25 protein-coding genes and 1 pseudogene are annotated in these 24,914 nt (G+C 63.9%); 12 read left to right on the top strand and 14 right to left on the bottom strand.

The features are described from left to right. Positions 1–19: 19 nt before the first annotated feature. The gene (gene pdeM, locus CW305_RS10300) at positions 20–709 is read left to right on the top strand and encodes a ligase-associated DNA damage response endonuclease PdeM (protein WP_023447126.1); all 690 of its coding nucleotides are present in this window, start codon (positions 20–22) and stop codon (positions 707–709) included. Here the strand turns inward: pdeM and CW305_RS10295 are convergent. The 8 genes from CW305_RS10295 to CW305_RS10265 all read right to left on the bottom strand — a co-directional run bounded on the left by CW305_RS10295 (position 687) and on the right by CW305_RS10265 (position 8,876). Continuing rightward, positions 687–920 carry a hypothetical protein gene (locus CW305_RS10295; RefSeq protein WP_014820033.1) on the bottom strand — a complete coding sequence of 78 codons (234 nt, stop codon included), beginning with the start codon at positions 918–920 and terminating at the stop codon, positions 687–689. The genes pdeM and CW305_RS10295 overlap by 23 nt on opposite strands. Before the next feature lie 322 nt (positions 921–1,242). After that, positions 1,243–1,404 carry a hypothetical protein gene (locus tag CW305_RS23415; protein ID WP_023447123.1) on the bottom strand — a complete coding sequence of 54 codons (162 nt, stop codon included), beginning with the start codon at positions 1,402–1,404 and terminating at the stop codon, positions 1,243–1,245. A 107-nt stretch (positions 1,405–1,511) separates the two neighbouring features. Then, positions 1,512–2,051, bottom strand: coding sequence for a DUF2058 domain-containing protein (locus tag CW305_RS10290; protein ID WP_014820031.1), 540 nt, complete (start codon positions 2,049–2,051; stop codon positions 1,512–1,514). Positions 2,052–2,162: 111 nt separating this feature from the next. Next, on the bottom strand, positions 2,163–2,993 hold the full coding sequence (gene mazG / locus CW305_RS10285; protein WP_104097827.1) for a nucleoside triphosphate pyrophosphohydrolase: 831 nt from the start codon (positions 2,991–2,993) through the stop codon (positions 2,163–2,165). 183 nt (positions 2,994–3,176) lie between these two features. Beyond that, a complete protein-coding gene (gene relA, locus CW305_RS10280) occupies positions 3,177–5,420 on the bottom strand; it encodes a GTP diphosphokinase (RefSeq protein ID WP_003303988.1) in 2,244 nt (747 codons plus the stop codon). Positions 5,421–5,526: 106 nt separating this feature from the next. Further along, positions 5,527–6,879, bottom strand: coding sequence for a 23S rRNA (uracil(1939)-C(5))-methyltransferase RlmD (gene rlmD, locus CW305_RS10275; RefSeq protein ID WP_104097826.1), 1,353 nt, complete (start codon positions 6,877–6,879; stop codon positions 5,527–5,529). 85 nt (positions 6,880–6,964) lie between these two features. Continuing rightward, entirely contained in the window at positions 6,965–7,867 is a 903-nt protein-coding gene (gene cysM / locus CW305_RS10270) for a cysteine synthase CysM (RefSeq protein ID WP_045666620.1), read from the bottom strand. A 115-nt stretch (positions 7,868–7,982) separates the two neighbouring features. Continuing rightward, positions 7,983–8,876, bottom strand: a complete 894-nt coding sequence (locus tag CW305_RS10265; RefSeq protein ID WP_104097825.1) for an HTH-type transcriptional regulator ArgP — start codon at positions 8,874–8,876, stop codon at positions 7,983–7,985. A 140-nt stretch (positions 8,877–9,016) separates the two neighbouring features. Here CW305_RS10265 and CW305_RS10260 point away from each other — a divergent pair, with 140 nt between their 5' ends. The 5 genes from CW305_RS10260 (at position 9,017) to CW305_RS10240 (ending at position 16,136) form a co-directional block, all read left to right on the top strand. Continuing rightward, the gene (locus CW305_RS10260; protein ID WP_003283735.1) at positions 9,017–9,643 is read left to right on the top strand and encodes a trimeric intracellular cation channel family protein; all 627 of its coding nucleotides are present in this window, start codon (positions 9,017–9,019) and stop codon (positions 9,641–9,643) included. Positions 9,644–9,734: 91 nt separating this feature from the next. Beyond that, positions 9,735–12,491, top strand: coding sequence for a response regulator (locus CW305_RS10255; protein WP_181063878.1), 2,757 nt, complete (start codon positions 9,735–9,737; stop codon positions 12,489–12,491). A 71-nt stretch (positions 12,492–12,562) separates the two neighbouring features. Continuing rightward, a complete protein-coding gene (mnmC, locus tag CW305_RS10250; protein ID WP_104097824.1) occupies positions 12,563–14,545 on the top strand; it encodes a bifunctional tRNA (5-methylaminomethyl-2-thiouridine)(34)-methyltransferase MnmC2/FAD-dependent 5-carboxymethylaminomethyl-2-thiouridine(34) oxidoreductase MnmC1 in 1,983 nt (660 codons plus the stop codon). Positions 14,546–14,649: 104 nt separating this feature from the next. After that, positions 14,650–15,207 (top strand): Tll0287-like domain-containing protein, encoded by a 558-nt coding sequence (locus CW305_RS10245; RefSeq protein ID WP_014820024.1) that lies wholly within the window; start codon positions 14,650–14,652, stop codon positions 15,205–15,207. 173 nt (positions 15,208–15,380) lie between these two features. After that, complete coding sequence (locus CW305_RS10240; RefSeq protein ID WP_023447116.1) at positions 15,381–16,136, top strand: sulfite exporter TauE/SafE family protein; 756 nt, start codon at positions 15,381–15,383, stop codon at positions 16,134–16,136. Here CW305_RS10240 and CW305_RS10235 read toward each other — a convergent pair. After that, positions 16,130–16,366, bottom strand: a complete 237-nt coding sequence (locus CW305_RS10235; protein WP_104097823.1) for a DUF1127 domain-containing protein — start codon at positions 16,364–16,366, stop codon at positions 16,130–16,132. The two genes, CW305_RS10240 and CW305_RS10235, sit on opposite strands and share 7 nt — an antisense overlap. 96 nt (positions 16,367–16,462) lie before the next feature. On the opposite strand from CW305_RS10235, the gene CW305_RS10230 reads away from it, so the two are divergent. Then, entirely contained in the window at positions 16,463–17,317 is an 855-nt protein-coding gene (locus CW305_RS10230) for a LysR substrate-binding domain-containing protein (protein WP_003303972.1), read from the top strand. 12 nt (positions 17,318–17,329) lie between these two features. Here CW305_RS10230 and CW305_RS10225 read toward each other — a convergent pair. Beyond that, positions 17,330–17,590, bottom strand: a pseudogene (locus CW305_RS10225) (transcriptional regulator); the annotation flags it as partial. Positions 17,591–17,709: 119 nt separating this feature from the next. On the opposite strand from CW305_RS10225, the gene CW305_RS10220 reads away from it, so the two are divergent. Further along, positions 17,710–18,006 carry a hypothetical protein gene (locus CW305_RS10220; protein ID WP_046621168.1) on the top strand — a complete coding sequence of 99 codons (297 nt, stop codon included), beginning with the start codon at positions 17,710–17,712 and terminating at the stop codon, positions 18,004–18,006. Between the two features lie 16 nt (positions 18,007–18,022). On the opposite strand, the gene CW305_RS10215 is transcribed toward CW305_RS10220, so the two are convergent. Then, positions 18,023–19,354 (bottom strand): DEAD/DEAH box helicase, encoded by a 1,332-nt coding sequence (locus CW305_RS10215; RefSeq protein ID WP_104097865.1) that lies wholly within the window; start codon positions 19,352–19,354, stop codon positions 18,023–18,025. Positions 19,355–19,503: 149 nt separating this feature from the next. Between CW305_RS10215 and CW305_RS10210 the strand changes: the two genes are divergently transcribed. Continuing rightward, complete coding sequence (locus tag CW305_RS10210) at positions 19,504–19,938, top strand: anti-virulence regulator CigR family protein (RefSeq protein WP_046621169.1); 435 nt, start codon at positions 19,504–19,506, stop codon at positions 19,936–19,938. Positions 19,939–19,984: 46 nt separating this feature from the next. Here CW305_RS10210 and CW305_RS10205 read toward each other — a convergent pair whose 3' ends face one another. Next, positions 19,985–20,305, bottom strand: a complete 321-nt coding sequence (locus tag CW305_RS10205; protein WP_023447110.1) for a hypothetical protein — start codon at positions 20,303–20,305, stop codon at positions 19,985–19,987. A 61-nt stretch (positions 20,306–20,366) separates the two neighbouring features. Between CW305_RS10205 and CW305_RS10200 the strand changes: the two genes are divergently transcribed. From CW305_RS10200 to CW305_RS10190, 3 genes are all read left to right on the top strand, one after another. After that, positions 20,367–21,275 carry a LysR family transcriptional regulator gene (locus CW305_RS10200; RefSeq protein WP_014820018.1) on the top strand — a complete coding sequence of 303 codons (909 nt, stop codon included), beginning with the start codon at positions 20,367–20,369 and terminating at the stop codon, positions 21,273–21,275. 28 nt (positions 21,276–21,303) lie between these two features. Beyond that, positions 21,304–21,858 (top strand): peptidylprolyl isomerase, encoded by a 555-nt coding sequence (locus CW305_RS10195; protein ID WP_003303960.1) that lies wholly within the window; start codon positions 21,304–21,306, stop codon positions 21,856–21,858. Between the two features lie 97 nt (positions 21,859–21,955). Next, a complete protein-coding gene (locus CW305_RS10190) occupies positions 21,956–22,378 on the top strand; it encodes a DUF6306 domain-containing protein (protein ID WP_014820017.1) in 423 nt (140 codons plus the stop codon). Between the two features lie 9 nt (positions 22,379–22,387). Here the strand turns inward: CW305_RS10190 and CW305_RS10185 are convergent, their stop codons facing one another. Together CW305_RS10185 and CW305_RS10180 are read right to left on the bottom strand one after the other, a co-directional pair. Continuing rightward, positions 22,388–23,518, bottom strand: coding sequence for a GNAT family N-acetyltransferase (locus CW305_RS10185; protein ID WP_104097822.1), 1,131 nt, complete (start codon positions 23,516–23,518; stop codon positions 22,388–22,390). A gap of 84 nt (positions 23,519–23,602) precedes the next feature. Beyond that, positions 23,603–24,892 carry an OprO/OprP family phosphate-selective porin gene (locus CW305_RS10180; RefSeq protein WP_104097821.1) on the bottom strand — a complete coding sequence of 430 codons (1,290 nt, stop codon included), beginning with the start codon at positions 24,890–24,892 and terminating at the stop codon, positions 23,603–23,605. Between the last annotated feature and the right edge of the window lie 22 nt (positions 24,893–24,914).

Here is a 24,914-nt window from a genome sequence, read left to right as displayed (position 1 = left end):
CAGCACGCCCATGTCTCACATGAATCCTTACCAGCCCATCGAACTGGCCGGCAGTACGCTCTGGTTGCTTGCGGAAAAGGCCGTCTACTGGCCTGAGCAGCAGGCGTTGCTGATAGCAGATATACATTTCGGCAAGGCCGCAGCCTACCGGCGCCTGGGCCAGCCCGTGCCCCACGGCACCACCGACGCTAACCTGCGCCAGCTGGACGATCTGCTGGCGCGGTACGCCTGCCGCCAGCTGATCTTTCTCGGTGATTTCCTGCACGCGCCGGAGTCCCGTGCACCATCCACGCTGGCCCGTCTGGCCGAATGGCGTGCGCAACATGCGCAACTGGACATCACGCTGGTGCGTGGCAACCACGACCGCCGTGCCGGCGACCCACCGCGCGAGTTAGACATAAGCGTAGTCAGCGAGCCGTTACTGCTCGGCCCCTATGCCCTGCAGCATGAGCCGGACCCGCATCCGACCCATCACGTACTCGCTGGCCACGTACATCCAGCCTTTCAGCTACATGGCCGCGGCCGCCAGCGCCTGCGCCTGCCGTGCTTTTGCATCGGAGCGCGGCTCAGCCTGCTGCCGGCCTTCGGCAACTTCACCGGAACGATGACGGTGGCAGCCGAAGACAACTGGCAGATTTATGTGATCGGGGATGGAGAGGTCTGGCCGCTGAGACGCCCTGCGCCGGTCAGGCCTGGGATATGCCCGTGATGGTGATGCCATAACGCTCGGCCAGGCGTGTGGCCGGGGTGTCCTCCAGATCGGGCTCGTGCTCGTGCTCGATCTCCTGATCCAGATACAGCTCTTCTGCCTTGCGACTCACCAGTTCCACAGCCTCATCGATATCCGGCTGGTGCGCCGAGTCGATCTTCAATGTCGCGGTGTTGCCGTCTTTGTTGTACGCAATGATCCAAGTCGTCATGAAAGTGCCCCTCGCCTTAAAGAAACCCGTCGTGCGTAATAACGCGCAATTTGGTTTTTGTAAGTTCTTAGACCCATCCGGCGTCGGCAGTTCGGTCCCTCACTTAAACGGTAGCAGCTTTGTCGCGAGTGGAAGGTATCTCTTGGACTCGCGGCGGCTGGCTTGGCGATAGCAAGGGGGCGGCCGATGCGCAGGAAAGCGCGCGCAGAGCAGAGCCCGATGACGTGCTCAGCAGGCCGGCTCCTTGGATTCAATGAGCTGAAAAAACCGGGAACGGAGCGGCCTCCGGGGAGGAAGCCGCGTCAGACCCTCTCGCCAATGGTCAGGCGACAGGTGCGGGTGGCGGCTGGTCGGGCACGGTGGGCTCGCCGGGCTCGGACGGCTGGGTGGGAACGCCTGGCTCCTCCGGATCACCCGGAATGCCGGCGGCGTGCCAGCCATCGGTTTCGGCGGCGTGGAAATAGCGATTCGATCGAGCGTCCATAACGTCCTCCACTGCATTAACCCGCAGCTGCGGGCTGGTCTGTAGTAGAGTCGGGGCAGGCGCTTTCTATCCAACCTTCCGTCGGGCGGCCGACCTGCCCCAGCGGATTACCACATCAGGTCGTCCGGCACCTGATAGGCGGCGTAGGGATCGTCGGCATCCGGCTCTTCGGTGCGGATGTTGAGCTGCACCACCCGCTGCGGGTCGCGCTCCTGAATCTTAAGCGCCGCTTCACGCGGGATCACTTCGTAGCCGCCGCCATGACGAACGATTGCCAGCGAGCCGCTGGCCAGCTTCTCACGCATCAGCTTGTTCACCGACAGCCGCTTGACCTTCTTGTCGTCGACGAAGTTGTAGTAATCCTCGGTGGTCAGCTTCGGCAGACGGCTGGTCTCGATCAACTGCTTGATCTGCGCTGTACGGGCCTTCTGTTCGGCCTTTTGCTGCTGCTGGCGGTTGAGCTCCTGATCGCGAGCGATCTTTTCCGCCTGCGCCTTCAGTGCCGCTTCGCGTTGTGAATCGTCCTTCTCGACCTGGCCTTTCTTCTCCAGGCGCTGCTGCTTCTGCTTCTGCTTGACGGCCTGCTTGGCCTGCTTTTCGTTGACCAGCCCGGCTTTGAGCAGCTGATCACGGAGGGAAAGACTCATGTTTCGGCTCGTCTCGTCGTGAATTCAAGTGGGACGCGGGTGGACGCTTCGGCCGCCCACCGAGCGGCATTGTGGTGGATGTGAAAAGACACATCCACCCGGAAAGTACAGTTAGGCGCAGGACGGCGATCGTTCGGCCTTCTCCGCCTCGCCCCAGAGCGCGTCAAGCTCTTCGAGATCGCAGTTCTCGATTGGCCGCCCCCCTTCACGCAAGGCCTGCTCGATGAAGCGAAAACGCCGCTCGAACTTGCCATTCGCGGCACGCAAGGCGTTCTCCGGATCGACCTTGAGATGGCGCGCCAGGTTGACCACGACGAACAGCAGATCGCCAAGCTCTTCGGCAATGGCTTGCGGATCGTTCTCGCTCATTGCCTCCAGCACTTCGCCGAGTTCCTCGCGCACCTTGTCCACCACCGGCAGCGCCTCGGGCCAGTCGAAACCGACCTGCGCCGCGCGCTTCTGCAGTTTCGCGGCCCGGCTGAGCGCCGGCAGCGCGCTGGGCACGTCATCGAGCAGGGACAATTGTTCAGGTGCGGCCGCTTTCTCGGCACGCTCTTCGGCCTTGATCTCCTCCCAGCGCTGCTTGATGGCCGCTTCATCGAGGCGCGGCAGCTCCGGCGAGCTGTACAGATCGCCATCGGGGAACACGTGGGGGTGGCGACGGATCAGCTTGCGGGTGATGGCATCGACCACCGTGGCGAACTCGAAACGCCCTTCCTCCCGGGCCAGCTGGCTGTAGTAGACGACCTGAAACAGCAGGTCACCCAACTCGCCGGGCAGATGATCGAAGTCGCCGCTTTCGATGGCATCGGCCACTTCGTAGGCCTCTTCCAGCGTATGCGGCACGATGCTCGCGTAGTTCTGCTGCAGGTCCCACGGACAACCATGCTGCGGATCACGCAACCGGGCCATCAGGTGCAGGAGATCGTTGAGTTGGTACATAGGATTCCTCAGCGAATCGAAGGCTGGTGAGGGACGCTGATGACATCACGGTGGATGTAAAAAACGACATCCACCCCACGGTTCGGTCTCGGGCAAAACGCCCCAAAACCGTATTGCATCGTAGGGTGGATGACGCTTCAACCATCCACCATGGCGCAGTAGGCGCCGCCGCTGTGCTGCGCCTTACGTGGCTCTTTGGCGCTTGGCTTCGATGATGTTCGGCAGCTGCGAAATACGGCTGAGCAAGCGACCCAAGGCATTCAGCCCCGGAATCTCGATAGTCAGCGTCATCTGCGCGGTGCTGTCTTCCTTATTCGAGCGGGTGTTCATCGACAGCACGTTGATGCGCTCGTTGAGCAGCATCTGCGAGATGTCGCGCAGCAGGCCGGCGCGGTCGTAGGCACGGATCATGATTTCCACCGGATAGGTCTTCTCCGGTACCGGCCCCCAGCTGACCTGGATAATCCGCTCCGGCTCGCGCCCGGCCAGTTGCAGCACCGACGGGCAGTCCTGACGGTGGATGCTGACACCGCGGCCCTGGGTGATGTAACCGACGATGGGGTCGCCCGGCAGCGGCTGGCAGCAGCCGGCCATCTGCGTCAGCAGGTTGCCGACGCCCTGGATCTGCACGTCACCGCGCTTGCCCGGCTTGTACGGTGCCGAACGCCGCGGAATCAGCTCCAGCTGGTCGTAACCGCGCTCCGGCTCGACCAGCTGTTGCGCCATGTTGACCAGGTGCGCCAGGCGCAGGTCGCCAGCACCCAGCGCGGCGAACATGTCCTCGGCGTTCTTCAGGTTGGCTTTTTCGGCCAGCTTGTCGAAGTCCACCGGCGGCAGATCCAGACGGCCCAGTTCGCGCTCCAGCAGTGCCTTGCCGGCGGCGACGTTCTGGTCACGAGCCTGCAGTTTGAACCAGTGGACGATCTTCGCCCGCGAGCGCGAGGTGGTGATGTAACCCAGGTTCGGGTTCAGCCAGTCGCGGCTCGGCGAGCCGTGCTTGCTGGTGATGATTTCCACCTGCTCGCCGGTCTGCAGGCTGTAGTTGAGCGGCACGATGCGCCCGTTAATCTTGGCGCCGCGGCAGTTGTGGCCGATCTCGGTATGCACCCGATAGGCGAAGTCCAGCGGCGTAGCGCCCTTGGGCAGGTCGATGGCATGGCCGTCCGGGGTGAACACGTAGACCCGATCCGGCTCGATATCCACCCGCAGCTGGTCGGCCAGGCCACCGATGTCGCCGAGCTCTTCGTGCCATTCGAGCACCTGACGCAACCAGGCGATCTTCTCCTCGTAATGGTCGGAGCCGGAATTGACATCGGTGCCCTTGTAGCGCCAGTGCGCGCAGACGCCCAGCTCGGCCTCTTCGTGCATGGCGTGGGTGCGAATCTGCACCTCCAGCACCTTGCCCTCCGGGCCGATCACCGCGGTGTGCAGCGAGCGGTAGCCGTTCTCCTTGGGGTTGGCGATGTAGTCGTCGAACTCCTTCGGAATGTGCCGCCACAGGGTATGCACGATCCCCAACGCGGTGTAGCAATCGCGGACTTCCGGCACCAGCACGCGAACGGCGCGAACGTCGTAGATCTGGCTGAACTGCAGGCCCTTCTTCTGCATCTTTCGCCAGATGGAATAGATGTGCTTGGCACGCCCGTCGATGTCGGGCTGGATGCCGGTCGCAGTCAGTTCGTCCCTGAGCTGCTGCACGACGTTCTGGATGTACTGTTCGCGATCGAGGCGACGCTCGTGCAAGAGCTGGGCGATCTGCTTGTACTGCTCGGGCTCGAGGTAGCGGAAGGACAGGTCCTCCAGCTCCCACTTGATATGGCCGATGCCCAGGCGATGGGCCAGCGGCGCGTAGATATCGAAGACTTCGCGGGCGACCCGTTGACGCTTCTCGTCGTCGGCCAGCTTCACCGCGCGAATGGCACAGGTGCGTTCAGCCAACTTGATCAGCGCGACGCGCACGTCATCGACCATGGCCACCAGCATCTTGCGCAGATTTTCCACCTGCGCCTGGGAGCCGAGCACGAGCGATTCGCGTGGGTTGAGACTGGCGCTGATCGCCGCCATGCGAAGCACGCCTTCGACCAGCTTGGCCACCACCGGGCCAAAACGCTGGTTCACATCGGCCAGCTGGATCTTGCCTTCACGCACGCCACGGTAGATAACGGCGGCGACCAGGCTGTCCTGGTCCAGCTTGAGGTCGGCGAGGATCTCGGCGATCTCGAGGCCGATCTGGTAGCTGGAGGTGCCTTCACTCCAGAGGTTCTGCGCCGCATTGGCCTGTTGTTCCGCCTCGCGGGCAAACTCGCAGGCCTCCTTAAGAGCCGCGCGGTCGAGTGCCGGGTCCATCCCCAGCACATGATCGAGCCAGCCATCCAGGTTGATACTACCGTCCGTATTGATCGGCTGAAGCGCTCTGACCTGTACCATCTAAACCTTCCCTTCTGCGCAGCTAATGCGCCATGAACGCCGGCATTCTGCGTGCCGGTCGGTTGAACCACAGGCAATTCGCCTGTCAAGAATGCAGCGTCGAGCGCTAACCCCGCTCGAACAACGCCATGGCCTCGACGTGGGCGGTCTGCGGGAACATGTCCAGCACACCCGCACGCTTCAGGCGATATCCCTGGCTGGCCAGCTCGCGCGCATCGCGCGCCAGGGTGGCCGGATTGCATGAAACATAGACCACGCGCCGCGCCTTCAGCTTCGACATTTGTCGAACGATTTCCAGCGCGCCGTCGCGCGGCGGATCGAGCAGCACCGCGGCAAAATCATTGCGCGCCCAGGGTGCGTCAGCCAGCGGCTTCGACAAGTCGGCCCGATAAAAGTGCGCGTGCGCCAGAGCATTGCGACGGGCATTTTCCTGCGCCCGCGTAACCATCGTCTCTACACCCTCGACACCCACTACTTGAGCGCCCGAGCGCGCCAGCGGCAGGCTGAAATTGCCTAGCCCGCAGAACAGATCAAGCACTGTCTCATCCTGGCCGACGTCCAACCATTCCAGAGCCTGAGCGACCATCGCATCATTGACCGGCGCGTTGACCTGGACGAAATCGCCCGGACGCCAGGCCAGCTCCAGATCCCAGGCATCCAGTCGGTAACCCAGCGTCGCCGCGGGATCATCCGATTCAGGCTCACCTTCGCCCTGCCACCAGAGCTGCGCTCCATTGTCGGTGGCGAAGCTGCGCAACCGTGCCACGTCTGTTTCCGACAAGGCTGCGGTGTGGCGGATCAGCACCGCCTCGGCCGTACCACTGAAGAGTTCGACGTGGCCGATAACCTGCGGCTTGCTCAGATCATGTAATGCGGCCAGCAATGCCGGCAGCAGCGACTGCAAGGGCTGTACCAGAACCGGGCATTCACTGATGGAGACGATTTCCTGGCTGGCGCTGGCGCGGAAACCGATGTCCAGATGCTTGCGCTTGATGTCCCAGCGCACCGCCAACCGAGCGCGACGGCGATAGCCGAAAGCCGGTCCCACCAGCGGCTCGGTCCATACCTCCGGCTGCAGATCGGCCACCCGCGCCAATTGCTCGGCGAGCGTGTGCTGTTTCAGCGCAAGCTGATCGGCGACGGGCACATGCTGCAGGTTGCAGCCGCCACATCGGCGAGCATGCGGACAGGGTTCGGCCCGACGCTGCGCACTGGCCTGGAGCACGCGCTCGCAGCGCGCTTCGACGATCTGACTGCGCGCAGCCAGCACGCGCGCCTCGACCTCTTCGCCAGCCAGCGCGCCTTCGACGAACCAGGTGCGCCCCTCGATGAAGGCAATGCCGCGCCCATCATTGGCCAGTCGCTCGATAATCAGGCGCTGCTTCTTGCCGACCGGCACCTGGGGCTTGCGCTCGCCGCCGCTAGGTTGAAAGCGCAGAGCGCCGTTACGTTTGGCCATCAGCTGAAACCTGCGCTGTTGTGTTCGTTGAAAATGTCATGGGCGACGCAATGCGGCGCGTGGGAGCGCACCGCTGATGCGCGAGTCAATTGGGCGCGTCATACACACCGGTCGACAGATAGCGGTCGCCGCGGTCGCAGATGATCGCCACGATCACCGCGTTCTCGACCTCCTGCGACAGACGCAACGCCGCGGCAACGGCGCCACCGGAGGACACGCCACAGAAGATGCCTTCTTCGCGGGCCAGACGGCGCATGGCCTGCTCGGCCTCGGCCTGCGACATGTCGACGACGCGGTCGACGCGCTCGGCCTGATAGATCTTCGGCAGGTATTCCTGCGGCCAGCGGCGGATGCCGGGGATAGCCGCCCCCTCCATCGGCTGCAGCCCGACGATCTGCACCGCGGCGTTCTGCTCCTTGAGGTAGCGCGAGACGCCCATGATGGTTCCGGTGGTACCCATGGAGCTGATGAAATGGGTGATGCTGCCGTGAGTCTGCCGCCAGAGCTCCGGCCCCGTGCTGTTGTAGTGCGCTTCCGGGTTGTCGCCGTTGGCGAACTGATCGAGCACCTTGCCGCGACCTTCAGCCTGCATCTTCAACGCCAGGTCGCGGGCACCTTCCATGCCCTCTTCCTTGCTGACCAGGATCAGCTCGGCGCCATAGGCGGTCATCGCCGCCTTACGCTCGGCCGTGGAGTTGTCCGGCATGATCAGGACCATCCGATAGCCCTTGATCGCCGCCGCCATGGCCAGGGCGATCCCGGTATTGCCGGAGGTCGCCTCGATCAGGGTATCGCCGGGCTGGATGTCGCCGCGCATCTCGGCACGGTTGATCATCGACAGCGCCGGGCGATCCTTGACCGAACCGGCCGGATTGTTGCCCTCGAGCTTGACCAGAATGGTGTTGCTGGTCTTACCCGGCATCCGCTGCAGGCGAACCAGCGGGGTGTTGCCGATGCAATCGGCAATGGTCGGATAGTGTGTAGTCATGGCGTCGCACGGCAGCGGAAAAGGTTGCCATGATACCGGCAACGCTCGACGACGGGCAGACCGTCTCTGCCTGTCCGGCACGACATCGGCTCACCCGCCGACCCTCCCGATCAGACTATGGCCGCGCGAGGATCTTCGGCGCCGCTTCGATGATCTGCCGCGAAAGGTGCTCCATACGCGGTGATTGCACCTTCCAGGTGTGCCAGTAGAGGGCAATTTCCAGCGGTTCGTCGGCCGCCAGATCGACCACCTCGCCAGTCTGCAACGCATCATGCAGCAACAGTTCCGGCACCATCCCGTACCCCAGCCCGTAGCGAATCGCGCTGAAATGCGGTTCGGCACCGGGGACGAAATGGCAGGGATAGGCGCCGTCCGGCAGCCCGAAGCGGCGCAGCAGGAACGACGACTGCAGGGTGTCCTTGCGCGTGTAGGCGACCACCGGCGCCTTGCGCGCGGCGTTGCGGGTCAGCCCGTTGGCAAAATGCTTCTGCCGGAACTCGCTGGATGCCACCAGTCGGTAGCGCATGCTGCCCAGCGGGCTGGCCGTGCAGCCACGCATCGGCTTGGGCTCAGTGCTGATGCAACCGATCGCCAGACCCGTCTCCAGCAGACTGTAGGTGTGATCCTGGTCCTCGACGGTGAGATCAAGCAAGACCCGCTCGCGGATCAGCACCTCGGCCAGCGCCGGAAAGAACCAGGTGCCCAGGCTGTCGGCATTGAGCGCCGCGACCACGACCAGTGGCGCATCGCTGCGCTCGGCGAGGTCCGCCAGCAGATCGGCCTCGAGCAGGGTGGCGCGTTTGAGGTACTGCAGCAGGCGCTGACCGGTTTCGGTGGGTCGGCAGGGTCGACTGCGCACAACCAAGGCGCTGCCCAGCGCACTCTCCAGTGCGCGCACCCGCTGTGAAATCGCCGGTGGCGTCAGGTGCAGGCGCTGCGCAGCCTGTTCGAAGCTGCCAGTACGGATCACCGTGCGAAACGCTTCGGTCTGCTTCGGATCGAGATTCATGCAACCTGCCGATTAAGAAAATGTTTGGATGGCCTAAAAATACTTAGCCACGACAAATTTAGCCATCATTGCTCCATAATCGCGCATCCCTCGCTGCAGCGCCCCACTGGCGTGCAGCCCAGCCCGTCCGGAGTATCGTCGTGGAACTGCTGCATACCATCTACCTGATCGCCATCACGGCCGAAGCGATGTCCGGCGCCATCATGGGCATGCGCCGCGGCATGGACCTGTTCGGCATCTGCCTTCTCGGCACCGTGACGGCGCTGGGTGGCGGCACCGCGCGGGACGTGCTGCTCGGTCATTATCCGGTCGGCTGGATCGCTCACCCGGAGTATCTGACCTTCACCATCGGCGCGGCGATCGTCACCGGCTTCATCGCCCGCCACCTGCATCACCTGCGCATGGTCTTCCTGCTGGTGGATGGCCTCGGCCTGGTAGCGTTCACCGTGATCGGCTGCGATGTGGCAATGGGCATGGGCGCGCACCCGTCCATCGTCGTACTGGCTGGCGTCATCACCGGCATCTTCGGTGGGCTGATGCGCGACGTGTTGTGCAACCAGGTGCCGATGGTCCTGCAGCGCGAGCTGTACGCCACCGTCGCGCTGTTCACCGGTGTCTTCTACGTCGGCATGCTGTGGCTGGAGATCAATACCACGCTGGCCACTCTGGCAGCATTGGGCAGCGGCTTCCTGTTCCGCGTCCTGGCGATGACCTTCCACTGGAAACTGCCGGACTTCAACGGCAAGGAAATCCGCGGCCTCGACTGAGGCTGCGACGCCACGGCTAGACCTGGCGTGCAGATTCCACCGAGCCGAGTCGCTACACTAGCGCGCTGCAATCAGGATCGGTGGACGGACTGTGCTGAAAGACCTAGGAATTCGTGGCCGCGTGCTGATGCTGACGCTGCTGCCCAGCACCTTGCTGGCGGTGGTGCTCGGTGCCTACTTCACCTGGATGCAGCTGTCCGAGATGCGCCACCAGCTCGACGAGCGCGGCCAGCTCATCGCCGAGCAGCTGGCGCCACTGGCCGCGCCTGCCATGAATCTGGGCTACGACAAACGCCTGCAGCGCATCCTGACCCAGGTGCTGGATCAGGCCGACGTCCGCGCCGTGACCATTCTCGATCCCGAACGCGTTCAACGCGTACACGCCGGCCCGCGAATGCTGACCCCGCCGCCACCGGGCGATCCGGAAGGGCTGACCCGCGTCAGCAGCATGGACCATACGCGCATCCTGATGCCGGTGCTCAGCCGTCACCTCAACCTCGCCGACGAAGCCCGCGGGCCGGAAGAAAAGCTCATCGGCTGGCTGGAGCTGGAACTGTCACACCACAACACCCTGCTGCGCGGCTATCGCAGCCTGCTGACCAGCCTGTTCCTGGTCGGCGCGGGGCTGATCATCACCGCGCTGCTCGCGCTGCGCATGAGCCGCGCCATCAGCCTGCCGCTGCAGCGCGTCAAGGCCGCGGTCGCCCAACTCAAGGACGGCCATCTGGAAACCCGCCTGCCGCCGTTGGGCAGCCATGAAATGGATGAGCTGGCGTCCGGCATCAACCGCATGGCCGAAGCACTGCTCAGCGCCCGTGAAGAACTGCAGCAGAGCATCGACCAGGCCACCGAGGATGTGCAGCAGAACCTGGAAACCATCGAGATCCAGAACATCGAACTGGACCTGGCGCGCAAGGAGGCCCTGGAGGCCAGCCGGATCAAATCCGAATTCCTCGCCAACATGAGCCACGAGATCCGCACGCCACTGAACGGCATCCTCGGCTTCACCCAGCTGCTGCAGAAAAGCGACCTCACTCCGCGCCAGCAGGATTATCTGGGCACCATCGAGCAGTCCGCCGACAGCCTGCTCGGAATCATCAACGAGATACTCGACTTCTCCAAGATCGAGGCCGGCAAGCTGGTGCTCGACAGTGTCCCGTTCAACCTCCGTGATCTGATCGAGGACACACTGACCATCCTCGCCCCGGCTGCACACACCAAGCATCTGGAGCTGGTCAGCCTGGTCTATCGCGACACGCCGCTGTCGCTGCTGGGCGATCCGCTGCGCCTCAAACAGGTGCTGACCAATCTGATCAGTAACGCGATCAAGTTCACCAACGAAGGCACCATCGCCGTCCGCGCCATGGTCGAGGACGACAATACCGATCGCGCCCAGCTGCGCATCAGCGTGCAGGACACCGGCATCGGCCTGACCGATCAGGACCTGCGCGCGCTGTTCCAGGCCTTCAGTCAGGCGGACAACTCCATGTCGCGCCAGCCAGGCGGTACCGGCCTTGGACTGGTCATTTCCAAACGACTGATCGAGCAGATGGGCGGCGAGATCGGTGTCGACAGCATCCCCGACGAAGGCTCCGAGTTCTGGATCAGCCTCAGCCTGCCGAAGGCACGGGACGACATCGAAGACCTGCCGCACCCGGCTTTGCAGGGCCGGCGGATCGCATTGCTGGAGCAGCACCCACTGGCCCGCCAGGCATTGCAGCATCAGCTGGAAAGCCTCGGCCTCGAAGTGCACACCTTCGATACCCTCGACCAGATGCAGGAAACCATCAGCGCTCAGCGCCAGGGCAGCCAGCTGATCGACCTCGCCGTGCTCGGCGTCACCGGCCGCGAAATCGAGCCGGACGCGCTCAGCAGGCGCCTGATGGAGATCGAGGCGCTCGGCTGCAAATGCGTGGTGCTGTGCCCGACCACCGAGCAGGGCCACTACCACGACGCCCTCCCGGAAGCCCACAGCTATACCCAGCTGCAGGGCAAACCCGCCTGCACGCGCAAGCTGCAACGCGTACTGGTGGCGCTGGTACGCCCCAACCAAAGCTATCCGGAACCCACCGCGGCGGCGCCCGATCGACCGGCGCGTGTGCTTTGCGTGGATGACAATCCGGCCAACCTGCTGCTGGTAAAAACGCTGCTCGGCGATATGGGCGCCGAAGTCGTTGCGGTGGATAACGGCCCCGCCGCGCTGGACGCGGTCAAGCAGCATGCGTTCGACCTGATCCTGATGGACGTGCAAATGCCCGGCATGGACGGCCGACAGGCCACCGAAGCCATTCGCCACTGGGAGCACACCAACAACAGCGCGCCATTACCGATCATCGCGCTCACGGCTCATGCACTGGCAAACGAGAAACGCTCGCTGCTGCAGAGCGGCATGGACGACTACCTGACCAAACCCATCAGCGACCGGCAGCTCGCCCAGGTGGTGCTGAAGTGGACCGGCTTGGCCCTGCGCAGCCAGCCGCAGCGTGCAGCGGAGCCGCCGCAGCAGGCTGAACCGACCCTGAAAGTGCTGGATGAGGAAGAAGGCCTGCGCCTGGCGGCAGGCAAGGCCGATCTTGCCGATGACATGCTCGGCATGCTGCTGCAGTCACTGGAAGGCGACCGCCGAACCATTCGCGAAGCCCGCCAGGCAGGGGATCGCCAGGCGCTGATCGAGCGCGTGCACCGCCTGCATGGCGCCACCCGTTATTGCGGCGTGCCGCAGTTGCGCAACGCCTGTCAGCAGAGCGAGACGCTGCTCAAGCAGAACCATCCGGACAGCGAGGCCGCGCTCGATGAGCTGGACGCAGCCATCAGCCGCCTGGAGCAGGAAATCCAGGTCGACGGCTGATCGACCGTGCCGGGTGCCTCATCTGCGCCCGGCGACGCCCATCGCGTTGCACCGTTCTTTCAGGAACCAGCATGAACGACCACCCCGCTTCCGACGCCTTCCAGCATGCCGAACTCGACTGGGACGAGAACGGCCTGCCGCAGTCCCGCCAGTACGGCGACGTGTACTTCTCCCGCGCCAGCGGCATGGCCGAGACCGAACATGTGTTCCTCACGCAGAACGATCTGCCCCAACGCTTCGCCGCGCTACAGGACAACCAGCGCCTGGTGATTGGTGAGACCGGCTTCGGTACCGGGCTGAACTTTCTTTGTGCATGGCATCTGTTCGAGCGCGTAGCCCACCCGCAGGCGCGGCTGCACTTCATCAGCGTCGAAAAACACCCGCTGACCCGCGAGGACCTGCAGCGCGCACTGGCCCTGTGGCCAGAGCTGCGAGAGCAGTCTGAGCAACTGCTGCAACAGTACGTGGCGCTGAATCCGGGCTATCAGCGTTTCGTCTTCGCTGGCGGCCGCGTTGTGCTGACCCTGCTGATCGGCGACGTGCTCGAATGCCTGCCAAGCCTGGATGCGCAGGTCGATGCCTGGTTCCTCGACGGCTTTGCCCCGGCGAAGAATCCGCAGATGTGGCAACCGATGCTGTTCGCCGAGCTGGCCAGGCTTTGCGCGCCCGACGCAACGCTGGGCACGTTCACCAGCGCCGGCTTTGTGCGGCGCGGCCTGATCGAGGCCGGCTTCGACATGCAGCGGGTGCCCGGCTACGGCCACAAACGCGAGATTCTGCGCGGGCGCCTGCGAGCCGCCAACGTCAGCATTTCGGACAAACCCTGGTTCGCTCGCCCGGGCTATACGACGGCCGAACGCCACGCGGTAATTGTCGGCGCCGGCCTGGCCGGCTGCGCGACGGCTGCATCGCTGACCGCTCGCGGCTGGAAGGTGACCGTGCTCGAGCGTCACGCCGCGGCGGCACAGGAAGGCTCGGGCAACCCGCAAGGCGTGCTCTACCTCAAGCTTTCTGCCCACGGCACCGCACTGTCGCGGCTGGTGGTCAGCGGCTTCAGCTACACGCGCCGGTTGCTGAGCAATCTGCAAGCAGGCCAGGACTGGCAGGCATGCGGCGTACTGCAACTGATCTACGACGAAAAGGAGCGCGAACGCCAGGCCGAGCTGGCGGCAGCCTTCCCGGCCTCGCTGGTCCATCCGCTGTCGCGCGAAGCCGCTGAGGCGCTGGCCGGAGTGGCCCTGGCCGAGGGCGGATTGTTCTACCCCGAAGCCGGCTGGGCCAACCCACCGGCGCTATGCCAATGGCTGCTGCGGCGACCGGGAATCGAGCTGCACAGGCATCATGAAGCGCTCGAATTGCGCCGCAACGGGCAATCCTGGCAGGTGCTGGGCGGCCAAGCGTTGTTGGCCGAAGCGCCCGTGGTGATCCTGACCGGCGCGGCGGACGCCGCGCGTTTCAGCCAGAGCGCCTGGCTGCCGCTCAAGCGTATTCGCGGGCAGATTTCCTGCCTGCCGGCGAACACCCAGAGCGGCCAGCTGCGCACCGTGCTGTGCGCCAAGGGCTACGTCGCACCACCCCGAGATGGCACGCACACGTTGGGTGCCAGCTTCAACTTCCAGCAGACCGACGATACCCCCAGCGTCGCCGAACACCAGGCGAATCTGGAAATGCTCGAGCAGATTTCAGCGGACCTGTACGAGCGTCTGCAGGCGGACCCGCAGCGTACTGAGATGCTGGATGGGCGCGTGGCATTTCGCTGTACCAGCCCGGACTATCTGCCGCTGATCGGGCCACTGGCCGAGCCCGACGCCTTCGCCGAAACCTATGCGGCGTTGGGCAAGAACGCCCGTCAGTCGCTACACGCGCCCTGCCCGTGGCTCGACGGGCTGTACGTCAATACTGCACATGGCTCGCGCGGAATGATCAGCGCCCCGCTGTCCGGCGAGCTGCTGGCCGCCTGGCTGGACGACGAACCGTTGCCGCTGCCTCGGGACGTCGCCGAAGCCTGCCACCCCAATCGTTTCCTGCTACGCAAGCTGATTCGCGGTACCTGAGACGTTCCGATGCCCGAGCCGCTGCCTACCGCAGGCTGTGGCTTGCATCGTGCGCCGTCCGCACGGATACTCCCCCCACTATACTTCACATCCTGGGAGGCATCATGAAATCACTGTCTTTGCTGACGCTCGGCTGGTTTGCATTGCAGGCCCACGCCGCGCCTGACGTCGATACCGAGCAGCTGCGCGGCGAGGCTGCCAGCCTGATTCCACCGTTCCAGCAGCAGTTGCTTGGCACGGTCAAGCAGGCGATGGCAGACGGTGGCCCGGCGGAAGCCGTCAAGGCATGCCGTCTTCTCGCGCCGGAAATCGCCAGCCAGCATAGCCAGGCGCCCTGGAAGGTAGGCCGCACGGCGCTGAAGCTGCGCAATCCGGACAACGCGCCAGACACCTGGGAGCGCTCGGTGTTGGAGCAGTTCGCCAAGCGTTCGGCTGCAGGTGAACCGATCGAACAGCTCAAGCATGGTGAGATAGTGGCAGGCGAGTACCGCTACATGCAGGCGATCGGCACCGCTGAGGCCTGCCTGGGTTGTCACGGCGAAAAGATCAAGCCGGAGCTGGTGGAGCTGATCGACCAGCACTACCCGCAGGATCAGGCCCGCGGGTTTCGCGAGGGCGATCTGCGCGGCGCCTTCACCCTCAGCCGTGCCCTGCCACGCTGATAGGCCGTACACTCCGTCGGCGGGTGCGTGGCACCGCTGCGACCCGCCGTTCATCCAAGAAACGCTCGCCAGCGCGAGCGTACCAACGATGGACGATGGAACGCTGACGACGGAGCACGCATGCAAACCGATACGGTCCCTACCATTCCCCTGGCATCCGGCAGCTTTGCCTGATGGACGTTCTACTGCTGGAAGCACTGGGCATCGGCCTCATTCTCGGCCTGTTGCTTGGCCTCACCGGCGCCGGTGGCTCGTTGGTCGCCCTGCCCCTGCTACTCAGCCTGCACCTGCCATTGCGCGATGCCATCGGCGTCAGCCTCGGTGCGGTGGCCATGTCCGCACTCATCGGCGCGATTCCGCGGGCACGGCTCGGCCAGATCGCCTGGCGCCCGGTCATGCTGCTGGCTGTCTGCGGCTTGCCGGGCAACGCTACCGGTCAATGGCTCGGGCAGTTCATACCGGAGCGCGCACTGATCATCGGTTTCTGCCTGTTGGTGCTGTGGTCCGCCTGGCGCATGTGGCGCGGCGCCAACCTGCCGGCCAAGGAGAACGTCGAGGACCGACAGATGGCGCTGCTGGGCATCGGCGTTGGCGTTGGCCTGCTCTCCGGGCTGATGGGTGTCGGCGGCGGCTTTCTCATCGTCCCGGCGCTGCTCTGGTTTACTTCGCTATCGCTGCTCAGCGCCATCGCCACCTCGATGGCGGTGATCGCCGTCGTCAGCGGCGGTGGCTTCCTGCTCTACCTCACCGATGCCGAGCCACCGCTACCGCTGCTCGGTGGCCTGGCGCTGGGCGGTGCCTTCGGCGTGCTGGCCGGTAATCGCCTGGCGCAATACCTCAACAGCAGTCTGCTGCAGCGCCTGTTCGCGCTGATGTTGGTCACCGTCAGCCTGTCGCTGGGGATTCAAAAGCTGGTGCTGGGTCACTGACGATCAGGGTCGTCCCAAAACGGCCGGTTCGCTTCCCATTCGATATCGGCACGGCTGCGGCCGATGTCCTTGAGCACGTCGTCACCGAGCGCGGCCAGCTGGCGCCGTTGGCGTGCCAGTTCGTTCCAGCGCTGCAGCTTGTGCCAGGCCTGTCGCAGCAATCCCGGCGCGGGTGCCCGAAGTGCCTTCGGCAGATGGAAAGATTGCAAAGCGACTTTGTGCATGTTCATCACGACGCCCTCCAGTTGGGTTGGCGTCAGTCTCGCGCCCGGATTAAGATCAATCCAACGAATGTTCCTGATGCCTTGCATCTCGAGGATTGATGAATGGCCAACTACCCGAATATCGACACCGAACTGCTGCGCAGCTTCGTGGCCATCGCCGACCACGGTGGCTTCACCCGTGCCGCAGCCGCGGTGAACCGCACCCAGTCGGCGGTGAGCATGCAGATGAAACGCCTGGAAGAGGATGTGTTACAGCGCCCGCTATTCGAGCGCAACGGTCGGCAGGTCAGGTTTACTGCCGAGGGCCAGATACTGCTGGGCTACGCGCGGCGCATTCTCAAACTGCACGGCGAAGTCATGACCACCCTGCGCCAGCCACACATGGTCGGCGCGGTGCGCATCGGCACGCCAGACGATTACGTCATGCGTTTTCTACCCGGCATTCTTTCGCGCTTCGCCCAGGCGTATCCGCTGGTGCAAGTCGAGGTGCATTGCGAGCCATCGACCCAGTTGTTGCAGCGACGGGATCTGGACCTGAGCATCGTCACCCGCGAACCGGGCACCGAGATCGGCCAGTTGCTGCGCCAGGAGCACGTCGTCTGGGCCGCCGCCCCGGGCTTTGACCTGCATGAGCATCGCCCCCTGCCGCTGGCAACGTTCAATACCGATTGCTTCTGTCGCGCCTGGGTATGCAATGCGCTGGATGCGCGGGAAATCGAGTACCGGATCGCCTATAGCAGCCCGAGCCTGTCGGCGATCATGGCGATCGTGGGTGCAGGATTGGCGCTGACCGCACAGCTGCAGAGCCTGATTCCTGCCGATCTGCAGATACTCGGTGAAAAGGAGGGCCTGCCGCGCCTGCCTCAGACCAGCATCGTGCTGCTGCGCAACCCGCAGCAGCAGTCGCCGGTCAGCGAAACGCTCGCCGGCTACATCGCCGATGGCTTTCGCCTGTGACGACAACGCCGGTCATGGGCGACCGGCCGCCATCTCGTCGAACACTTCCGGCACCAGCGCCGCATCGCCCTTGTCCGCCAGGTGCTGGCGCTGCGCCTCCTGCGGATCGTCAAGGATCGCCAGCAAACGCGAGCCGCGCTCGGTCAGGACGAAATTCTCGCCATTGCCGCCCTCCTCCTCGGGCCGCGAAACGATGAAGCCACCCTCGAATAGCAGACTTTCGTAATCGGCCGCTTCGGCACGCAGACTGTCCAGATTCGGCAGCAGATGTCCGCCTCTCGAATGAGGCGCCTACTGATTGGGACCGTTCACCATGGCGACCGGTTCGTTGTCTGAACTAAAGCGGCTGCGCTGCGATCCACCGTTCAGACCGATTGAACGAGGAGCGAGCCATGAAATTGCTGATGATTGCCCTGACCGCTGCCGCACTGGCCAGCCCGACCGTGCACGCCGCGTGCACCCCGGACGAAGTGAATGCCAAGGCCGAACAGCTGGCCGAACGCGTGAATCAGCTCACCAAGAGCAATCCGGAGCGCGCCAAGGAAATCAATGAGGAGATTCGCCAGATGGAAGCCAAGCGCACCGCCGACCAGTTGGGCGATGAGTGCGAGGCCTATGACAAGCGTCTGACGCAGATCGAGGAAGCGGAGCGCGAGGCCGACATCCCACCGGCCGACGCGCAGCGCTGAGGCTGAAGGCCGACGGTTACTCGGCCGTCGGCTTCTTGCGCTTGAGCGGCGCCATGCCATCCTGGCTCACCACCGGCGGCGGTGACTCGCGCTTGGCGCCGTTCGGGCGCTTGCCGGCGGGTTTGGCTTTCTTCTCGGTGCCTTTCTTCTTCTCGATCTTTTTCTTCTTGGTGCCAGCTGCCTTGCCCGAGGCTTTCAGGTTCTTCGGGCCCATGTAGCTGCCTTTCAGCCCCTTGATCACCCGCCGCTCGAAACGCTGCTTGAGATAACGCTCGATGCTCGACATCAGGTTCCAGTCGTTGTGGCAGATCAGCGAGATCGCCAGCCCTTCGCCACCGGCGCGCCCTGTACGACCGATACGGTGCACGTACTCGTCGCCCGAGCGCGGCATGTCGAAGTTGATCACCAGATCCAGCCCTTCGATATCCAGCCCGCGCGCCGCCACGTCGGTCGCTACCAGCACCTTGACGCCACCTTCCTTGACCCGGTCGATCGCCAGCTTGCGGTCTTTCTGGTCCTTGTCGCCATGCAGCACAAACGCCTTCACGCCCTCGGCAACGAGCCGGCCGTAGAGGCGGTCGGCCTGTACGCGGGTGTTGGTGAAGATCACTGCCTTCTTGTACGCCTCGTTGGCGAGCAGCCAGTGCACCAACTTTTCCTTATGTTCGGTGTTTTCGGCAGTGATGATCTGCTGGCGCGTGCCTTCGTTGAGTTCGCTGACGCGGTTGAGCTGCAGGTGCAGCGGATCGCGCAGCACGCTGGCGGTCATCTCGCGCAGCGCGGCGCCGCCACTGGTCGCGGAAAACAGCAGCGTCTGCTGGCGTTTGGCGCACTCGCCGACCAGACGCTGCACATCCTCGGCAAAGCCCATGTCGAGCATGCGGTCGGCTTCGTCGAGGATCAGCATCTCGACATCCTTGAGGACCAGCGTGCCGGCATTCAGGTGCTCGATCATGCGCCCAGGCGTGCCGATGAGGATGTCCGGCACCTTGCGCATGACTGCGGCCTGGACCTTGAAGTCCTCGCCCCCGGTAATCATCGCCGACTTGATGAAGGTGAATTGCGAGAAACGCTCGACCTCCTTCAGCGTCTGCTGCGCCAGCTCTCGGGTCGGCAACAGAATCAGCGCCCGAACATCGGTGCGCACCACGGCATCGCCAATCAGCCGATTGAGCATCGGCAGTACGAAGGCGGCGGTCTTGCCGCTGCCAGTCTGTGCCGTCACCCGCAGGTCACGCCCTTCCAGCGCCGGCGGAATGGCCGCCACCTGCACTGGAGTCGGCTCGACGAATTTGAGTTCGGCGACAGCCTTTAGCAGGCGTTCGTGCAGGGCGAATTGGTCAAACAAGGGAGCTACCTCGGAGGTCGAAAAAAACAATGGCATAGGGTAACTCGTCTGCCGGGCAAAGGCGCGTTCTGTAACGGTCGCCATGTTTTCCCAGGCAAACACAGGCTAAGCTGAGGAAATAGAAGCGGCTTAATACCCAAGAGGTTCGCATGATGTCCAAAAAGCGAGTGGTACTGCTGACTGGCGCGCTTTCACTGGCGCTACACACCGCTGCCGGCGCAGCGCAGCCGAACAGTGATCACCCTGGCAAGGGCAAGCCCGACCGCGCACAACAGCATCAGCCTTCGGCACAGCAGCCGCATCGCTACCAGGGTCCGTCGGTGGACATCGGTTCGGTCCGCATCACCCTGCGTAGTCATCGCGATCTGCTAGCGCCGGTCTCGTCTCTGCCACCGGGCATCCAGAAGAATCTGGCGCGCGGCAAGCCGCTACCGCCGGGCATCGCCAAGAACATGGACAGCCGCCTGCTGGGACACCTGCCGCGCTACGAAGGCTACGAGTGGAAACAGATCGGCCGCGACGTGGTTCTGGTCGCCATCGCCACGGGCATCGTTTACGAAATACTCGAGAACATACTGGATTGATCGGTTCGCGTTCAGGCAGCCCGCGCGATGAGGGCAGCCTAGCGTCCTACTCTGGCTGGCAGGTCAACTTGATGCGCAGGCGAATCACGTCGCGCTTGAACTTGGACGTCAGTGCCTTGCGCTCACCTGGTTGCAACTCCGTGCGTCGCGTGCGCGGCGCTTCCGGGCCGTTCTGGAACACGGCGGTACACACCGCAGCCGTGCCCCCATAGTTGAGCAGCAGTAGCCCGGCGAGGTCACGATCAATAGTCTGCGGGGTGACGGTGATCTCCGCGCCGTTGAGCTGCTGCTCGACGTCTACCGGATAAGTGACCGCATTGGCCGTGAGTGGCAGCAAGGCGACGAGTAGGTAACCGATTGTTTTCATTTTGACTGGGCTCCTCTACAGAGTGGCCAGCCTAACAGACCTTGCTAAAGGAACCGAAGGAATGAAAGTGCCCCGTGTGACCCTCGATCAGTGGCGCACCCTGCAGGCGGTCATCGATCACGGCGGCTTCGCCCAGGCGGCCGAAGCGCTGCATCGGTCGCAGTCTTCGGTCAGCTACACCGTGGCACGCATGCAGGAACAACTGGGCGTGCCGCTATTGCGCATAGACGGGCGCAAGGCAGTGCTGACCGAGGCAGGAGAAGTGCTGCTGCGCCGGTCGCGACAGCTGGTCACACAGGCCAGTCAGCTGGAAGAACTGGCGCACCACATGGAACAAGGCTGGGAAGCCGAGGTGCGCCTGGTTGTCGATGCCGCCTACCCCAGCGCCAAGCTGATACAGGCCCTCACCGAATTCATGCCGAAGAGCCGCGGCTGCCGGGTGCGCCTGCGCGAGGAAGTGCTCTCCGGGGTCGAGGAAGTGCTCAAGGACGGCACCGCGGACCTCGCCATCAGCGGCCTGGACATCACCGGCTATCTGGGCAGCGAGCTCAGTACCGTGGAGTTCGTCGCCGTGGCACACGCCAACCATGCCCTTCACCAGCTCGGACGCAAGCTCAGCGTGCAGGACCTGCAGAGCCAGATGCAGATCGTGGTGCGTGATACAGGCCTGCGCCAACCTCGTGATGCCGGATGGCTGGGTGCCGAACAGCGCTGGACGGTGGGCAGCCTGGCGACGTCCGTGGCCTTCGTCAGCAGCGGTCTGGGCTTCGCCTGGCTGCCCCGGCATCTGATCGGGCGCGAACTGGCCGAGGGCATACTCAAGCCGCTGCCACTGGTCCAAGGCAGTATTCGCCGGCCACTGTTCTATCTCTACACTAACCACGACAGACCGCTCGGGCCGGCTACCCGGATTCTCATCGAGCTGATCAAGACGTACGATGCTGGCCAGGCCACTCCACTGGCCGGCTGACAGCTTCCCCAACATCAGGAAAGACATCATGTTGAAACGCATTGCCCTCGCCGCCTGTACCGTTCTGCTGGCCGGCAACCTGTTCGCCGCGGAAAACCCTCGCGTACTGCTGACCACCAGCCTGGGCGAGATCGAGCTGGAGCTCGAAGCGGAAAAGGCACCGATCAGCGTCGAGAACTTCCTCGGCTACGTCGACAGCGGCTTTTATGACGGCACCGTGTTCCACCGCGTCATTCCCGGGTTCATGGTCCAGGGCGGCGGCTTCGGCGAAGGCCTGAACCAGAAGCCGACCAAGGCCCCGATCAAGAACGAGGCGGACAATGGGCTGCACAACGTGCGCGGCACCGTCGCAATGGCCCGGACCCAGAACGTGAATTCGGCTACCAGTCAGTTCTTCATCAACCATCGCGACAACGATTTCCTCGATCACGGTGGCCGCGACTTTGGCTACGCGGTGTTCGCCAAGGTCGTACGCGGCATGGAGGTGGTCGACCAGATCGCCCAGGTGCCCACCGGCAACCGCGCCATGATGCAGAACGTGCCGCTGACCCCGGTGAAGATCATCACCGCGAAGAAACTCTGATCCCCGAGGGGCCGGTTCACCGGCCCTTTTCATTTCTGCCGGCACATACCCGGCTGCCGCCAGCGTGAGAAACCCTCAACCGACAGGAGATCGCGACATGACCGAACCACAAAGCCCACTGAACACTCCGGAAGGCGAAGCCCAGCTGCTGCAGGACCTGCTCAGCGCGGAGCGCGCCGGGGCCAAGGTGGCCGGCGACTCGTTGCAACAACCCTGCACACCGGAGCAACGGCAACTGCTCGAGCAGGTCCGCCAGGGCGAAATCGAAAGCTGCAAGTTGCTGCTCAACTGCCTGCAGCATCTGGGGCTGGAACCCAACAAGGAAACCGGCGCCTTCTACGGCAAGGCGATGGCTATCGAATCGCTGGACGAGCGTCTGCCCTTCATCGACAGGGGTCAGCAGTGGGTGATCCGCAAACTGCGCGAGTACCTGCCGGGATGCCAGGACCCGCTGCTGCGTAGCGAACTGCAACGCATGCTGCTGATCCACGAGGAGAACAGCGCCGCCTCCCACGCCTGAGACAAACGACTAGCTGCCGGCCTGCCGGTACGGCAGCGCCTGGCGCGCCGCCTCGGCGTACGCCAGCACCCCCGCACGTTCCTGCTGGAGGAAATCCGCTACCGCGGCGCGCAAACCGGGGTGCTGCAGGTAATGCCAGGAGCGCGTGATCACCGGCTCGAAGCCCCGGATCAGCTTGTGCTCGCCCTGCGCGCCGGCATCGAAGCGCTGCAGGCCGTCCGCGATGGCCTGGTCGATGCCCTGGTAAAAACAGGTCTCGAAGTGCAGACGGTCGAACTCTGCCAGGCAGCCCCAGTAACGGCCGTACAGGCCAGACGCACTGCGCAGGCTGAAGGCCATCGCCACCGGCCTCGAGCCCTGTAACGCCAGCACCACGCGAATCGCCTGCGGCATGCGCTCGGCCAGCAGGCTGAAGAATTGCCGAGTCAGATAGGGCGTCTGACCGCGGACCTGATAGGTGTTGGCGTAGCAGGCATAGACGAAATCCCATTCCGCCTCGCTGAGCTCATGCCCATCGCGCCACTCGAAGCTGATGCCCTGCCCCGCCACCTGTTCGCGTTCCTTGCGCAACTGCTTGCGCTTGCGCGAGGTCAGTGCATCGAGAAAGTCCTGAAAATCGCGGTAACCACGGTTGTGCCAATGAAACTGGCAGCCGATGCGCTCCAGCCAGCCATCCCGCCCCGCCAGCAGCTGATCGGCCCGCGGCTCGCTGAAATTCACGTGGAGCCCCGACAGCTCCTGCCTTTCAAGGCCAGCGGAGAGTACATCGAGCAGCTCACCGGCCGCCTGTACGTCGCCCAGCAGGCGACTGCCGGCGACCGGGGTAAAGGGCACTGCACAAAGCAGCTTGGGGTAGTAGGCGATGCCGGCCCGCTGGCAGGCATCCGCCCACGCCCAATCGAACACGTACTCGCCGTACGAATGAAACTTGCGATACAGCGGCAAGGCTGCCTGCAACGCGCCCTGCGGGTCGCGCAGCAGGAGATGGGCAGGTTGCCAGCCGCTACGCCCACCCACGCTGCCGCTGTCTTCCAGCGCGCAGAGGAAGGCGTGACGAAGGAAGGGCTGATCATCGCTCAGTAGCGCATCCCATTCGGCGGGAGGCAGTTCGGCGAGGCGGTACAGGGTCTGGATAGGCATGCGCGCAGTCTGGCCTGTCCCGCAGGCGAAAAAAAGCCCCGCCAAGGCGGGGCTCAAATGGAGCATCACGGATGAGGTGATGTTTTAGAACACGTACTGGGCGCGCAGGCTGATGGCGTCGCCATCGTCGTCGCCATTGGCGTTGACCACGTCGTCCACGCTGGTCTTCAGGTAGTTGGCCGAGAGCTTGACCGACTCGTTGGCGTACCAGTTGACACCGATGGTGTGGGTCTTCGCACCAGCTTCTGCGCTATCCAGGGCACCGACATAACCGCTCGGTGCAACACCGGTTTCATCGACGGTGATGTCGTCGAAGCGGTAGAAAACTTCCCAGGCACCGATCTGCTTGTTCTCCGGCTTGATCTTGTCGAACTTGCCGCCATCGAGCTTGTAGGAGCGCGACTCACCGGTGAGGGTGTACGCCAGCTGGACGTTGTAGCCGGTGGCTTCGAGGTCTTCGAAACCTTCCATGGCGTCGACGGTACGGGTCAGGTATTCGCCCTGCACCGAGAACGGGCCGATCATGTAGGCCGCCTCCAGGCCCCAGGCCTGATCGGTGCCGTCGGTGCGAGTGCCGCCGAAGGTGGCGCGGTTGCCGTTGGCACTGTCTTCGGTGGTGCCACGCACGGACAGGCGCGGACGAATGCGTTCCAGGTAACCTTCTTCCAGGTCACGCTGACCGAAGCTCGCGCCCAAGTGCAGCACCTGGTCCTTCTCGACGATCGGGGCGATCACGCCACGCAGCACGAAGCTGGTGTTGTTGGCGCCATCTTCGTCCTCGAGCATGTCGACGCCGTCGCCACCATCCTGACGATAGGCACCGGCCTCGCCGTGGAACATGCCGACAGTGGTACGCACGCGGATGCCTTCGCCGTCTTCGTGGTCGTTCAGCCAGGGCGCCAGGTCATAGATCGCCGAGCGCTCGATGGCGGTGATCCACTTGGAGCTGACGGCTTCTTCCAGGCCGAAGGTCGGGTTGATACGGCCAATCGAAACCTGGACCGGCTTCCAGCCGTTGTAGTGGATGGCCAGCTCTTGCCAATCGCTGGAATCGTCGCCAAAGTTGCGGTGGAAGGTGTAGCCCCAATCGGTGAAGGCAACACCGGAAATCTCCAGACGCGCACGACGGAAGTAGGTCTCATCTGCGCGCTCGCCGTTCTGGGTGTAGAAACCATCGAAGCTATCGGCATCAGCCTGCAGGCGGCCATTGATCTTGAACGAGAACTCCTTGTCGGTGGTTCCGACCTCCAGGCCGCCCTTGGTCTTGATAACGAGATCGGCGCCGTCGGTGGTGACGGTACCGGCGAAAGCCTGGGCGGAAACGGCCAGAGCCAGAGCGCTGGCAGCGAAACCGGCGAAGTGCTTACGGATCATCCAAAATTCCCCTTTATGTTTA

The organism is Stutzerimonas kunmingensis (assembly GCF_002929225.1).
Taxonomy (GTDB): domain Bacteria; phylum Pseudomonadota; class Gammaproteobacteria; order Pseudomonadales; family Pseudomonadaceae; genus Stutzerimonas.
Note: the sequence above shows the minus strand (reverse complement) of the source record. Positions and strands in the feature narration are given on the sequence as shown.